At 63.3% G+C, this 13,730-nt stretch carries 12 protein-coding genes; 7 read left to right on the top strand and 5 right to left on the bottom strand.

The features are described from left to right. The first annotated feature begins 85 nt into the window (after positions 1–85). From WD006_RS20795 to WD006_RS20765, 7 genes are all read left to right on the top strand, one after another. Complete coding sequence (locus tag WD006_RS20795; protein ID WP_011517494.1) at positions 86–652, top strand: cytochrome b; 567 nt, start codon at positions 86–88, stop codon at positions 650–652. A gap of 34 nt (positions 653–686) precedes the next feature. Beyond that, the gene (locus tag WD006_RS20790; RefSeq protein ID WP_008641904.1) at positions 687–1,262 is read left to right on the top strand and encodes a YceI family protein; all 576 of its coding nucleotides are present in this window, start codon (positions 687–689) and stop codon (positions 1,260–1,262) included. A 97-nt stretch (positions 1,263–1,359) separates the two neighbouring features. Further along, the gene (locus WD006_RS20785; protein ID WP_011517493.1) at positions 1,360–1,950 is read left to right on the top strand and encodes a YceI family protein; all 591 of its coding nucleotides are present in this window, start codon (positions 1,360–1,362) and stop codon (positions 1,948–1,950) included. 366 nt (positions 1,951–2,316) lie between these two features. Further along, positions 2,317–3,708, top strand: coding sequence for a class I SAM-dependent methyltransferase (locus WD006_RS20780; RefSeq protein ID WP_008641906.1), 1,392 nt, complete (start codon positions 2,317–2,319; stop codon positions 3,706–3,708). A 28-nt stretch (positions 3,709–3,736) separates the two neighbouring features. Further along, positions 3,737–5,068 carry a sensor histidine kinase gene (locus WD006_RS20775; RefSeq protein WP_060784877.1) on the top strand — a complete coding sequence of 444 codons (1,332 nt, stop codon included), beginning with the start codon at positions 3,737–3,739 and terminating at the stop codon, positions 5,066–5,068. Between the two features lie 3 nt (positions 5,069–5,071). Continuing rightward, complete coding sequence (locus WD006_RS20770; protein ID WP_011517490.1) at positions 5,072–6,208, top strand: hybrid sensor histidine kinase/response regulator; 1,137 nt, start codon at positions 5,072–5,074, stop codon at positions 6,206–6,208. Next, positions 6,205–7,203, top strand: coding sequence for a response regulator (locus tag WD006_RS20765; protein ID WP_011517489.1), 999 nt, complete (start codon positions 6,205–6,207; stop codon positions 7,201–7,203). The genes WD006_RS20770 and WD006_RS20765 overlap by 4 nt, the downstream gene beginning before the upstream one ends. Before the next feature lie 236 nt (positions 7,204–7,439). Here the strand turns inward: WD006_RS20765 and WD006_RS20760 are convergent, their stop codons facing one another. The 5 genes from WD006_RS20760 to tgt all read right to left on the bottom strand — a co-directional run bounded on the left by WD006_RS20760 (position 7,440) and on the right by tgt (position 13,725). Continuing rightward, the gene (locus WD006_RS20760; protein WP_011517488.1) at positions 7,440–8,690 is read right to left on the bottom strand and encodes a CaiB/BaiF CoA transferase family protein; all 1,251 of its coding nucleotides are present in this window, start codon (positions 8,688–8,690) and stop codon (positions 7,440–7,442) included. Positions 8,691–8,979: 289 nt separating this feature from the next. Then, the gene (gene secF / locus WD006_RS20755; protein ID WP_011517487.1) at positions 8,980–9,954 is read right to left on the bottom strand and encodes a protein translocase subunit SecF; all 975 of its coding nucleotides are present in this window, start codon (positions 9,952–9,954) and stop codon (positions 8,980–8,982) included. A 24-nt stretch (positions 9,955–9,978) separates the two neighbouring features. Next, positions 9,979–11,844 carry a protein translocase subunit SecD gene (gene secD / locus WD006_RS20750; RefSeq protein WP_024569086.1) on the bottom strand — a complete coding sequence of 622 codons (1,866 nt, stop codon included), beginning with the start codon at positions 11,842–11,844 and terminating at the stop codon, positions 9,979–9,981. Between the two features lie 204 nt (positions 11,845–12,048). Continuing rightward, positions 12,049–12,375 carry a preprotein translocase subunit YajC gene (yajC, locus tag WD006_RS20745; protein WP_011517484.1) on the bottom strand — a complete coding sequence of 109 codons (327 nt, stop codon included), beginning with the start codon at positions 12,373–12,375 and terminating at the stop codon, positions 12,049–12,051. A gap of 219 nt (positions 12,376–12,594) precedes the next feature. Next, complete coding sequence (gene tgt, locus WD006_RS20740; RefSeq protein ID WP_008641921.1) at positions 12,595–13,725, bottom strand: tRNA guanosine(34) transglycosylase Tgt; 1,131 nt, start codon at positions 13,723–13,725, stop codon at positions 12,595–12,597. Between the last annotated feature and the right edge of the window lie 5 nt (positions 13,726–13,730).

Here is a 13,730-nt window from a genome sequence, read left to right as displayed (position 1 = left end):
GAGGATTCGCTGCGACGGGACTGGCCGGATCTGCAACATTCACGTCGCGCGCACAACGAATGCATCAACGAAGGGATTGATAGACATGAGTTCCAAAGGCTCCATTCCGGCCGGCCGGCCCGCCGGATACACGGCCACCGCCATCGGTCTGCACTGGCTGATCGCCTTCGGCATCTTCGCAGCGTTCGGCCTGGGCCTCTATATGACCGGGATTCCCGGCCTGACGCCGACCAAGCTGAAGTTGTTCTCGTGGCACAAGTGGATCGGCGTGACGATCTTCATCGTGGCCGTGCTGCGCGTGATCTGGCGCGCCACCCATGCCGCGCCGCCCGTGGCGCCCGGCACGCCGGCCTGGCAGGCCAAGGCTGCCGCTGGCGCGCATCATTTGCTGTACCTGCTGATCCTGATCGTGCCGATTACGGGCTATCTCTACAGCTCCTCGGCGGGCGTGCCCGTGGTGTACCTGGGCCTGTGGAAGCTGCCGCCGCTGATCGAGGCCAGCGACACGCTCAAGCCGATCCTGAAGTTTGCCCATATCTGGCTGAATTACCTGATGGCGGCGATCGTCGTCGTCCACGCAGCCGCCGCGATCAAGCACCAGGTGATCGACCGCGATGGCACGCTCGGACGCATGATCCCGTTCCTGCGCTAACCGCTTGATCCATCTATTCGCACTGGAGTCAAAGATGAAACGCATGTCTCGCCCTGGCGTGATGCTCGTGTCGGCCGCACTGGTCACCGCCGGGCTGGCCGCCAATATCGGCTGGGCCCAGATCGACACCGCCAAGAGCTCGGTCACCGCAACCGCTCGCCAGATCGGCGTGCCGATGGAGGGCAAGTTCAAGAAGTTCGACGCCACGGTCGACTTCGATCCCGCCAAGCTGGCAACGTCGGCGGCCAAGGTCGAGATCGACGTGTCGAGCTTCGAGATCGGCGACGCGGAAACGACCAAGGAGGTCAAGGGTCGCGAATGGTTCGACGCTGCGAAATTTCCGAAAGCCGTTTTCCAGTCCACCAGCATCAAGGCTGGCGCTGCGGGCAAGTATGACGTTGCCGGCAAGCTGACCATCAAGGGCAAGACCGTGGACGTGGTGGTGCCGGCCTCGTACAAGCAGGACGCCGGCGGCCAGGTCTTCGAAGGCGTGCTGCCGATCAAGCGCACAGTGTTCAACATCGGCGACGGCGAATGGAAGGACACTTCCGTGGTCGCCGACGACGTGCAGATCAAGTTCCGTATCGTTACCCCGGTCAAGAAGGGGTGAGGCGACAGCGGTCCCCGGACCGCCCGGTTCACCTGAAGTCATCCTTTTGCCGGTTTTATCAGACCTTCCTATCCAACCCCCAGACGGGAGACCTTATATGAAGATGCGCACCCTTTTCGCCGCTGTCGCGGCTGCTTCCGCCACGCTCGCCGCCGGTACCGCACTGGCCAATGCGTCGACGTACAACATCGATCCGACCCACACCTACCCGAGCTTCGAGGCTGACCACATGGGCGGTCTGTCGACGTGGCGCGGCAAGTTCGAGAAGTCGTCGGGCGTCGTGACACTGGACCGTGCCGGCAAGACGGGCTCCGTGGATATCAAGATCGACGCGTCGTCGATCGATTTCGGTAACGGCAAGCTCAACGAGCACGCAAAGGGCCCCGAAATGTTCGACGTGCAGGCCTTCCCGGAAGCCACGTACAAGGGCAAGTTCTCCAAGTTCAAGGGCGATGTCCCGACCGAAGTCGACGGCGTGCTGACGCTGCACGGCGTGTCGAAGCCGGTCAAGCTGGAAATTCGCGAGTTCAAGTGCATGCAGCACCCGATGCTCAAGCGTGAAGCCTGCGGCGCCGATGCCGTGGCCCAGATCAACCGCGCCGATTTCGGCATCGACTACGGCGTCAAGTACGGCTTCAAGCAGGACGTGAAGCTTGCCATCCAGGTGGAAGCCGTCAAGGCGGACTGAGCCTGCTGCAGTAGCGATGAACGTACAAGGGGACATTTCCGGCCCCATCTGAATGAGCCAGCCATGTGCTGGCTCATTTTTTTTGGGGATTGCATACCCTACTCAAATACCGCAGGTGCACAGTTGTACGGTTTCGGGCAGCCACAGTACAATGGTTCGCCGCAGTCCCACCCCCGGGACGGCGTTCGCATCGGCCTGCGCCGATCGAGCCCGTCCCCGCAACAGGTCACGCGCATCGCTATGAGCATTGGCTGCATTCCCTGAGTTGGTTGTCCGCCGCAAGGCCCCTTGCCTGAGCTGTACCCGGCCGGTGCCCATTGGCGCCACGGTGCGCAGCGTTTTTCGGATTTCCCCTGGCGCGATACCGTGTACTCCAAAACCCAAATCGATCCGGTAGTTAGCTTCCGCAACTCGCAGGGCGAGCAGGTGCGAGGCACGATCATCAATCTCCAGCGCAAGTCGCTGGTGATGGAAATCTACAATCCTTATTCCATCGTTCAGGTCAGCGAGGTATTGAGCGAACTGAGCGTGCGCATGGGCGCGAAAAATGCGTACCTGGGCAAGGCCGTGGTCATGAGTCTGGTGAATACCGGCCTGACCGCGGTGGTGTCCCTGACGCTGATCGACGAGTGGCGCGAGCTCACCGACGTCAACGATGCGCCCAAATCGGTGGCGCGCGAGGCCGAGCTGTTCGTGCAGGATTGGGACACACGTTTCAATATCCGGCGCGACTACCAGATCGTGGTCAACGAGATGCGCGCGTATCTCTCGGAAGTCTCCCGATGGGTCGAGCAGGTGGACCTGACCGAGTCGCTGCCGAAGCGGGAAGGACGCCTGCGCGAGGACGTGTTCTACGAACTGGCCACGCCGCTGATGGGCAAGGTGAAGGTCTATCTGGACTGGCTCGAGGACGAGGCGCAACGCGTCGATCCCGAACTGGCGCCGGTCCACCGCACCTATGCGCAGGCCGCGCTGCACCCGCTGCTGCTGCGCGCGCCGTTCGTCTATCGTACGTTCACCAAGCCGCTCGGTTATGCCGGCGACTATGAAATGGTGAACCAGATCCTCAGTGATCCGCAGCAGGGGCCCACCACTTACTTCCAGATCGTCAACACGGCGTTCCTGAAGGCGGCCGTGGCCACTGCGCACCGCAACCGGATCGACCTGCTGGTCGATTTCCTGACGCGCCAGGCCGAACGCGCACGTGCCGAGGGCCGCCCGTTCCGCGTGCTCAACGTCGGCTGCGGCCCCGCGTTCGAGATCCAGCGCTTCGTACGGGAGTATGCGAATCCGGAGCTGCTGTCGTTCCAGCTCGTGGACTTCAGCGCGGAGACGCTCGAGTACACGCGGGGTTCGATCGAACGGTCCGCCGCGTCGGCCGGGCACAAGGTATCGGTCGAGATGGTGCACCAGTCCGTGCACGACCTGCTCAAGCGTCGCATCACCGCGGACGACCCGAGCGTGCGCGAATTCGACGCCGTGTATTGCGCCGGTCTGTTCGACTATCTCTCCGACAAGGTCTGCTCGCGCCTGCTGTCGTACTTCGCCTCGCGCACGAGGCCGGGCGGTCATCTGCTCGTTACCAACGTCCACTCCGACAACCCCGAGAAGTTCGGGATGGAGCATCTGCTGGAGTGGTACCTGATCTATCGCGACGAGGCCGGTATGGCCTCGCTGTTGCCGGAGAACTCGCATGCCCACCGACTCTATGTCGATGAAACCGGCGTCAATGTCTTCGCCGAAGCCGCTATCCGTTGAGGATTCGGCCGCCCAACCGGCGAAGGCGATGAGTTCGAACCAGCTATACGCCGGATACCAGTCCGAACTGGCCGATTTCCGCCTGGCATTCAGCCGGGGCGGCGCGTACACGGCTATCGTGCTGGTGCTGCTCGGGGTTGGGCTCGACTACGGCCAGTATCCGCAGTGGCAAGTGCCATTCGCTGCGGCGCGCATCGTCGTTTCGCTGCTGATCGCAGGCGTGGTGGTCGCGCTCTACAGCCAGGCTGGCCGCCGCTTCGCGCCGTGGCTCACCATGACGTGGCTGCTGCTGCCGCAGATCATGATCGCCTGGATGATCTCGCAGACCGAAGGCGTCGAATCGCCGTACTACGTCGGGCTGAATCTCGCGATCTTCGCCTCGGGCATCGCCTTGCCGTTTGGGCTGTGGCAAAACCTGGTGTTCGGCGTCCTGTCGTATGTGCTTTATGCCGCCGCGTGCCTGCTGCACCCGGGCGGCATCGAGCCCGTGGGGACGTTCATCGTCAATTCGCTGTTCCTGCTGTTTGCCGCGGCAGCGAGTGGCGTGTACACGTTCTTCAATGAACGCGCGCGCTTCATGCTGTTCCGCTTGAAGGCCGAGGTGGCGGACAAGAACGCGGAGCTCGAGGTCATCAATCGCAAGCTGGTCGACATCAAGGGCCAGATGCTTCAGCAGGAGAAGATGGCGGCCATCGGCACGTTGGCGGCGGGCCTGCTGCACGAGGTGAACAATCCGGTCAACTTCTGCCTGATGGCGATCGAAGTGGCCATGGAGGAACCGGCCGCGAAGTCCGAACCGGGCATCCAGGAGTGTCTGGTCGATGCCAAACAGGGTATGCAGCGCATCCAGCATATCGTCTCCGACCTCAAGACATTCGCCTACCGCAAGCCGGGCGCCGAGGTGGAAGGCACCCCGTTCCTGTTCGAGAAGGCACTTGATTCGTCGCAACGGCTGACTGCGCACGAACTGCGTGGGGTCAAGATGACGCGCGAGATGCCAGACGACACCCTCGTCCTTGGCGACGAGGCCGCGATCATCGGCGTGCTGATCAACCTGTTCTCGAACGCCGCGCTGGCGATGCGCAAGGCGGGTACGCAGAATCCGGCGATCCATACGACGGTGCGGTGGGAGGACAAACGCCTGCGCGTGACCGTGCGCGACAACGGTCCTGGCATCGCGCAGGAGCATCTCGCCCGCGTGTTCGAGCCGTTCTTCACCACGCGGGAAGTGGGCCAGGGCCTGGGTCTTGGCCTGTCGATCAGCTACGCCGTGATCGAACGTCATGGCGGCGTGCTGTATGCCGAGAGCGAAGTGGGCCAGTGGGCCGCCTTCAGCTTCGACCTGCCGCGTGCGGAGTAAGCCGTGACGACCGATACGAGCCAGCCGCGCGCGACCATTCTCTACGTCGATGACGAGGAGATGGCGTGCAAGTATTTCGCGCGCGCGGCCGGCAGCGAACACGAAGTACTTTCCGCCACCGGCGCGGATGAGGCGATAGCCATCCTGCAGGAGCATCAAGCGAAGATCTCGGTGCTGGTCACCGACTATCGGATGCCGGGCCGCGATGGTGGCGACCTGCTGCGACAGGTGGCGCTGGAGTATCCGCAGATCGTGCGGATACTGGTCACGGCCTATGCCGACAAGGACATGCTGCTCGAGACCGTCAATAGCGGCGAAGTCTTCAAGATTCTCGAGAAGCCGATCACCGTGACCGATGTGCGCGAGGTGCTGCGCCTGGCCGGAGAGCGTTATCGCGAACGCGCGGTGCGTCAGCAAAGGCTGATGGCGATCGACGAGACGCTGGCCTTTCTGGCCCATGAACTGAATACGCCGCTGGCGGCGATTGCCAACTTCGCACGCGGGATCGAGGCGCGCGTGGCTGGCGAGTACAACCAGCAGCGTAATGCCGAGATCGGCCGCGCGGCCGGTGCCATGCATGACAACGCCCAGTACTGCCTTGCAGTGCTGTCGTCGTTCCTGCAGTCCGTGCGCAGCAGCGCGGGCGGTGCCAAGCCGAAGCCGGGTCCGGGCAATGACGTCAGTGCGGGGGCATTGGTGGCATCCCTGCTGGATAGCTATCCGTTTGCCGATAACCAACGTAACTGGGTGCAAGTCGAGTTGCACGACGATTTTCCCGTGCCGACGCTGCCGAACTGCGTGGCGCTGGTGCTGTCGTCGGTGATGAGCAATGCGCTGCGCGCGCTGGCCGATGTGGACAACCCGTCGCTGCGCTTTGTCGTGGTGGCTGGAGATCGGCCGGAAATCCGCATCGCGGACAACGGGCCCGGCATTCCGCCGGAGGTGATGGATCGTCTGCTCGTCGACCCCGTCACCACGCACGCCTCGGCGGGCGGCAGCGGGATGGGCATGATCTTCTGTAACCGCGTCATGCAATCTTTTGGTGGCGGCATCCGGATCGCTTCGGCTTCGGGCGCAGGCACCACCGTAACCCTCGATTTCCCCAATATGAAGAATCGTATGAACAGGAGTGATCGATGAGCGAACCGAATACCACGCAGGCACCCCCGGCAATTCTGTTCGTCGATGACGAGGCCACGGCCGTCAAGTATTTCCAGCGCGCCATTGGCCAGCTTGCCCCGGTGGTGACCGGGGGATCCGTTGAAGAAGGCAAGGCGCTGCTCGACGCCCATGGCGACAGCCTGGCCGTGCTGGTGTCCGACCAACGCATGCCGGGCGAATATGGCAACGAGTTGCTGCGTTACGCGCGCGAGCGCTATCCGCATATCGTACGGATTCTGACCACGGCGTACTCGGAACTCGACCAGACCGTCGAGGCCGTGAACCAGGGCCAGATCCATCGCTACATCAAGAAGCCGTGGGACATTACCGCGCTGCGCATGGAGATGAAGCAGGCGCTGGAGTTGTCTGGTCTGCGCAGGGAGCGTGATCAACTGGTGCGTGAAAAGCTCATGGTGCTGCAGAAGCAGACCGTGGCCACGCGCGTTGGCATGGTCCACGCGATCTGCGCCAGCCTGATCGGCCCGGGGCGATTCCAGCCGGTGGAGACCTATCTGGCTGGCACGTCGCTGGCGGGTGCGCGCAATGCCGAGCCCGACTGGCAGCGTCTGGACTATGCGGATCTGGTCGGCGCGGAAAGCCAGCGCTGCGGCGTGTACGGCCATGCGGTTGGCACGAAGCTGGCAGAGTTCCGCGCGCGACTGGCTGGTCGTGGCGCTGGTGACGCGACGGCGGTGCTGGCGGAAGTGCTGGGTGCAGCGGTACGCCGCGACGGCGATGTCGTCACGTGGGCCGCGCCGGACGCGCTCGGTGAGTTCGTGGCAAGACCCGTGGCCGATGCTGTATCCGACGAGCACGCGGCATGGCTGGCGGCGCTGCTGTGGCTGGAAGAGGCTGGTGGGGCGCTGCAACTGCAGCGCGAAGGCGACGCGATCACGGCACGCGCGACAACGCGGACTGAGTCGTTCGCCAAGGACCGGCTGGCCGTGTGGATCGAGCAGTTGACGGAAGCCTAAGCGTACGTGAGCGTAGTGGCTCCCTCTCCGCAAACGCGGGGGGAGGGGGCCTGAATCGATGCCGCGCGAGCCGGCGCGGTCATCGAATGTCTTTCTCCAACACGCTGTTTCGCGATGACGCGAAGCAGCTCTGGCAAGGCCCCGCAACGACGCCACAATCGTCTTGAAACGGCTTCCAATGCCTGTCCCCTTCGCCGGGCGGTCCTGCGCGGACCATGCCGGCGGGCGGAGAAGACTCAGGAGTTGGCAGGTGCCTCGGGCAGTGTGAGAACGCCGAGCGCCTGCAGTTCTTGCAGTTGCGCGTCACTCATATCCAGAAGACTCTGCAATACCGCGCGCGTGCCCTCGCCAAGCGTCGGCGGTGCATTGCGAATCGGCGGGCGCTTTCCGTCCAGACGGTACGGCGGCGCAAATACATGCGTCGTGCCTGCCACCGGATGCGGCATCTCACGCATCAGCCCACCCCTGCGAGTCCGTTCGCTGGTCAGTGCCTCGTGCAGCCCGGCCACCCTGCCGCACGGGATACCGCAAGCGGTCATGCGTTCCAGCAGAAGGTCGCGGGGAAACGCATGGATCAGACCCGTGATCAGCGGTGTCAGGGTGACGCGGTTCTTCGCGCGCTCGACGTTCGTGGCGTAGCGTGGATCCTCGACGATATCGGGGCGCTCGATGACCTGGCGGCAGAACTTGTCGAACTGGTTGTTGTTTCCCACCGCGATGATCAGTGGACCATCGGCAGCCTCGAACATGCCGTAGGGCACGATGGACGGATGGGCGTTCCCGTAGCGTGCCGGGTCGCGCCCCAGCAGCATGGCATCCAGGCCGTAGTAGCCCGTCACCATCACGCCGCAGTCGTACAGCGCCATCTCGATCAGTTGGCCCAGGCCCTTTCGCTCGCGGCGGAAGAGGGCGGCCAGTACGGCTTGTGCCGCATACATGCCGGTCATGAGGTCGACGACCGCAACGCCGAATTTCAACGGCGGCTGATCGGCCTCGCCATTGAGCGCCATGAGGCCGGCCTCGCCCTGGATGACGAGGTCGTAGCCGGGGCGTTTCGCTTCCGGGCCGCTGGTGTCGTATCCAGAAATGGCGCAGTAGATGAGGTCAGGCTTGATGGCCTTGAGCTGCTCGTAGCCCAGGCCCAGCTTCTCGGCGCCGCCCGTCTTGAAGTTGTGGATGACGACGTCGAACTTCGGCAGCAGTTCGTAGACGATCTGCACGCCTTCCTTGCTCTGCAGATCCAGCGTGATGGACCGCTTGTTGCGGTTCATGCTGTTGTAGTAAGTCGTCTCCGTCTTGCCAATGCGCATCCCCCAATCACGGGTGTCATCGCCACGGCCGGGATGTTCCACCTTGACCACCTCGGCACCGAAGTCGGCCAGGACTTGCCCGCACAGCGGGCCAGCGAAGACGCGGGACAGGTCAAGCACGCGCACGCCGTCGAGAGGCAGTTCGGTGTCCTTGGATGGTTCAATGGTCTGCTGCATGGCTTGTCTCCTGCCTCCGCCATTCACGTATGCCGTGACGTGGCGATCATCTGCTTGTGGTTAATCGGACATTCTTGCCCGCATAAATAATTAGAACAATCACAATGGTGATTGACGCAATGTCCAATTTGGCTTGACGGTCATTCAGCCAAGGGTGGGTTTGCGGGCGAGTTCGTTCCCTCGCACAGCGCTTTTTGCCACGGGTGCTGACGGGTATGGCAGTCCCGGACTCCTCGCCAAACGAAAAAGGCACCCGAAGGTGCCTTTTTCGTTCAACCCGAGCGCCGCGTCAAGCTTGCGCGCCGAAGTTCGGGTCGTTGCGGTCAGTTACGTCGCCGCCTTTCTTGTCGCCCTTGACGAGGTCTTCGCGCTTCACGCCGAGCCACATCGCCAGCGCCGCGGCCACGAACACCGACGAGTAGATACCGAACAGAATACCCACAGTCAGGGCCAGGGCGAAGTAGTGCAGCGTCGGGCCGCCGAAGAAGAACATCGACAGCACCATCATTTCGGTCGAGCCGTGGGTGATGATGGTCCGCGACATCGTGCTGGTGATCGCGTGGTCGATGACTTCATGCGTAGTCATCTTGCGGTACTTGCGGAAGGCTTCGCGGATCCGGTCGAAAATCACCACCGATTCGTTCACGGAGTAGCCCAGCACCGCCAGGATCGCCGCCAGCACCGAGAGCGAGAACTCCCACTGGAAGAAGGCGAAGAAGCCCAGGATGATCACCACATCGTGCAGGTTGGCGATGATACCGGCGACCGCGAACTTCCATTCGAAGCGGAACGACAGGTAGATCACGATACCGGCCACCACGCACAGCAGCGCCAGCAGGCCGTCCGTGGCCAGTTCCTTGCCCACCTGCGGGCCGACGAACTCCACGCGTTGCAGCTTGACGTCAGGCGAGGCCGCCGTCAGCGCGCCCATGACCTGCTCGCTCTGCTGCGCGGAGGTCACCTGCTTGCCGTCCGGGCCCTTCTGCAGCGGCAGGCGGATCATCACGTCGCGCGAGGTGCCGAAATTCTGCACCTGCACATCGGAGTAGCCGAGCTTGCTGACCTGGCCACGGACCTTCTCGAGATCGACGGCCTGCTGGTAGTTGACCTCCATCACCGTGCCGCCGGTGAATTCGATCGACAGGTGCAGGCCCTTGTGCCAGAGGAAGAAAACAGCGGCGGCAAACGTCAGGAAGGACACCACGTTGAAGATCAACGCGTGCTTCATGAACGGAATGTCGCGCTTGATGCGGAAAAATTCCATGATGGGTTCCTGATGTGTCCTGGCTTACTTGGCGACCGGGGTGTCGGTGGTGTCCGGCTTCCAGATCTGACCGATGGCCAGGCCCTGGAGCTTCTTCTTGCGGCCGTACCAAAGGTTGACCAGGCCGCGGTTGAAGAACACCGCCGAGAACATCGAGGTCAGAATGCCCAGGCAGTGCACCACGGCAAAGCCGCGCACCGGGCCCGAGCCAAAGGCCAGCAGCGCCAGGCCAGCGATCAGCGTGGTCACGTTCGAGTCGAGAATCGTGGCCCAGGCACGCTCGAAGCCGATGGCGATCGACATCTGCGGCGATGCGCCCGCGCGCAGTTCCTCGCGGATCCGCTCGTTGATCAGCACGTTCGCGTCGATGGCCATGCCGAGCACCAGCGCGATAGCGGCGATGCCAGGCAGCGTCAGCGTGGCCTGCAGCATCGACAGCACCGCCACCAGCAGCAGCAGGTTCACACCCAGCGCGATCACGGAGAACACGCCGAACAGCATGTAGTACAGCACCATGAAGACGGCGATCGCGGCGAAGCCGTAGGCCACCGAGTCAAAGCCCTTCTGGATGTTGTCCGCGCCCAGCGACGGGCCGATTGTGCGTTCCTCGATGATTTCCATCGGGGCGGCCAGCGAGCCGGCGCGCAGCAGCAGGGCCAGGTCGTTGGCGGCTTCGGTCGAGTAAGAACCGGTGATCTGGAAGCTCGAGCCAAGCTCGGACTGGATCGTCGCCACAGTCAGCACTTCGCCCTTGCCCTTCTCGAACAGGACGATGCCCATCGGCTTGCCAATGTTCTCCCGCGACACGTCACGCAGCATGCGGCCGCCTTGGGCGTCGAGCTTGATGTTGACGGACGGGCGCTGGTTCTGGTCGAAACCGGCCGAGGCGCTTTCGATACGGTCGCCGGTGAAGATCACCTGCTTGCGCAGCAGCACCGGGGCGCTGTTGCCTTGCGTGAACAGCTCGTCGCCGAACGGCACGGGGTCACCCGGGCGCGGGTTGCGCACATCCGGATCGGCTAGGCGCGCCTCGAGCGTGGCGGTACGGCCGATGATGTCCTTGGCCTTGGCGGTGTCCTGCACGCCCGGCAGCTGCACCACAATGCGGTCGGAGCCTTGCTGCTGGATCACCGGCTCTGCCACGCCAAGTTCGTTCACACGATTGTGCAGGGTGGTGATGTTCTGCTTGACGGCGCCGTCCTGCACGGTCTTGCGGGCGGCTTCCGTGAACGTGCCGACGATGTTCGTGCCGTCCATCGTGAAGGCCAGCTCGCGCAGGTTGTCGGCCAGGATGCCGCGCGCGCGTTCCGCGTCGTCGCCATTGCTGAAGCGCACGGTCAGACGCTCGCCGTCACGGTCAATGCCGCCGTGGCGGATGTTCTTGTCGCGCAGCAGCGTGCGCGCATCGCCGGCCAGGCTGTCGAGCTTCTTGTCGACGGCGCCCTTCATGTCCACCTGTAGCAGGAAGTGCACGCCACCGCGCAGATCCAGACCCAGGTACATGGGCAGCGCGTGCAGCGCGGTCAGCCAGCGCGGCGAACCGGACAGCAGGTTCAGCGCCACGACATAGGTCGCATCGTTCGCGTCGGGGTTCAGCGAGCGCGACAGCACGTCCTTGGCCTTGAGCTGCTCGTCAGTGGTGCGGAAGCGCGCCTTGACCGAGCCGGACTGGCCGGACACGTCGAAGAACACCCCGTCAGGCTGCAGCTGGTTCTGCGCCAGGATCTCCTCGACATGCTTCTGCATGGACAGGTCGACCTTGACCGTGGCCTTGGCCGACGATACCTGGACGGCGGGCGCCTCGCCGAAGAAGTTCGGCAGGGTGTAGGTGATGCCGATGGCCAGAGCCACCAGAATCACGATGTATTTCCAAATCGGATAACGATTCATCGTTGGCCAGTCATTGCGGTTGGCGTGGTCGATAATCGCGCGCATCGCGCGCCGGATCGGCCGGACCGGTTGGCAAACAGCCGCCTGGCAATCCGTAGGAGGGTCCGGACGGGACCCCTGTGCGGATTCAGGCGGCTGCGCAGGGCATGGTCGGAGGCGTCGTGCGCCACGTCCATGCCTGATTCAGGCGGAAAACGTGCCGGATCAGAGCGACTTCAGCGAGCCCTTCGGCAGCACAGTGGTCACCGCATTCTTCTGCACGGTGATTTCCGTACCTTCGGCCACTTCCAGGGTCACGTAGTTCTCGTTGACCTTGGTGACGCGGCCCAGGATGCCGCCCGCCGTCACGACTTCGTCGTTCTTGGCCAGCGCTTCCATCATTGCCTTGGTTTCCTTCTGGCGCTTCATCTGCGGGCGGATCATGATGAACCACAGCACCGCGAACATCAGGATGATCGGCAGAAAGCTCATCAGGCCACCGGCGCCGCCGCCGATACCAGCAGTCTGGGCAAAAGCGTTAGAGATAAACACGTTACTTCTCCGTCACAAAGTTCAATCAGGGAATCGGGCATTCTATCACCCGGTCATTGTCCCGCCTTGGCATTCTAGGGCGAATTGCGGGTTTGTTCGGGGTGCGTTCCGCGTACTTTGCGGAGGATGCGGAAAGCCACCCCGAAGCGGCCGATTTCAGGCCAGCTATTCGACCTTGGCCGCGCCGAAAGTTCTCAGCCGGCCCGGTCCGAGAGACACTCAGCGTGTGCCGCGCGCGCGATTTTCGGCGAACTGGCGGCGGAATGCCTCGAAGCGGTGCTCTTCGATGGCCGTGCGCATCTCGCGCATCAGTTCCAGGTAGTAATAGAGGTTGTGGATCGTGTTCAGGCGCGCGCCAAGGATTTCGCCCACGCGGTGCAGGTGGTGCAGGTAGGCCCGGGAGAAGTTACGGCAGGTGTAGCAGCCGCACTGTTCGTCCAGCGGGCGCGGGTCGTTGCGGTGCGCCGCGTTGCGGATCTTCACGTCACCAAAGCGCGTGAACAGCCAGCCGTTGCGGGCGTTGCGGGTCGGCATCACGCAGTCGAACATGTCGACGCCGTGCGCCACGCCGGCCACCAGGTCCTCGGGCGTGCCAACGCCCATCAGATAGTGCGGCTTGTGCGCCGGCAAGCGGGGACCAACGTGCTCCAGCACCCGCATCATGTCTTCCTTCGGCTCACCAACCGACAGGCCGCCGATCGCGTAACCATGGAAGTCCAGTTCCGACAGGCCCGCCAGTGATTCGTCGCGCAGGTCCTCGAACATGCCGCCCTGCACGATGCCGAACAGCGCGTTGGGATTGGCCAGATGGTCGAACTCGTCGCGCGAACGCTTGGCCCAGCGCAGGCTCATCCGCATGGAGCGGGCGGCCTCGTCGTGCGTGGCGGGACGGCCGTCGATCTCGTACGGCGTGCACTCGTCGAATTGCATCACGATGTCTGAGTTCAGCGTGCGCTGGATCTGCATCGAGATCTCGGGCGACAGGAACAGCTTGTCGCCATTGACCGGCGATGCGAACGTGACACCTTCCTCGGTGATCTTGCGCAGTTCTCCCAGCGAAAACACCTGAAAACCGCCCGAATCGGTCAGGATCGGCTTGTCCCAGCCGATGAACTTGTGCAGGCCGGCGTGGGTGTCAACGACGTCGAGCCCCGGGCGCAGCCACAGGTGGAACGTATTGCCGAGGATGATTTGCGCGCCGATCTCGTTGAGTTCGAGCGGCGACATTGCCTTGACCGACCCGTAGGTGCCTACGGGCATGAAGATCGGCGTTTCCACAACGCCGTGGTTCAGCGTGACGCGGCCACGGCGGGCGTTGCCATCAGTGGTCAGCAGTTCGAAATTGAGCATGGTGT

Origin of the sequence: Cupriavidus sp. Met-2, from assembly GCF_049843575.1 — a bacterium.
Taxonomy (GTDB): Bacteria; Pseudomonadota; Gammaproteobacteria; order Burkholderiales; family Burkholderiaceae; genus Cupriavidus; species Cupriavidus metallidurans.
Note: the sequence above shows the minus strand (reverse complement) of the source record. Positions and strands in the feature narration are given on the sequence as shown.

Bases quoted from the DNA above. Each gene is read 5' to 3' on its own strand.
- WD006_RS20795 (WP_011517494.1), top strand. From the start codon at position 86: ATGAGTTCCAAAGGCTCCATTCCGGCCGGCCGGCCCGCCGGATACACG.
- WD006_RS20790 (WP_008641904.1), top strand. From the start codon at position 687: ATGAAACGCATGTCTCGCCCTGGCGTGATGCTCGTGTCGGCCGCACTG.
- WD006_RS20785 (WP_011517493.1), top strand. From the start codon at position 1,360: ATGAAGATGCGCACCCTTTTCGCCGCTGTCGCGGCTGCTTCCGCCACG.
- WD006_RS20775 (WP_060784877.1), top strand. From the start codon at position 3,737: ATGAGTTCGAACCAGCTATACGCCGGATACCAGTCCGAACTGGCCGAT.
- WD006_RS20765 (WP_011517489.1), top strand. From the start codon at position 6,205: ATGAGCGAACCGAATACCACGCAGGCACCCCCGGCAATTCTGTTCGTC.
- WD006_RS20760 (WP_011517488.1), bottom strand. From the start codon at position 8,690: ATGCAGCAGACCATTGAACCATCCAAGGACACCGAACTGCCTCTCGAC.
- secF (WP_011517487.1), bottom strand. From the start codon at position 9,954: ATGGAATTTTTCCGCATCAAGCGCGACATTCCGTTCATGAAGCACGCG.
- secD (WP_024569086.1), bottom strand. From the start codon at position 11,844: ATGAATCGTTATCCGATTTGGAAATACATCGTGATTCTGGTGGCTCTG.
- tgt (WP_008641921.1), bottom strand. From the start codon at position 13,725: ATGCTCAATTTCGAACTGCTGACCACTGATGGCAACGCCCGCCGTGGC.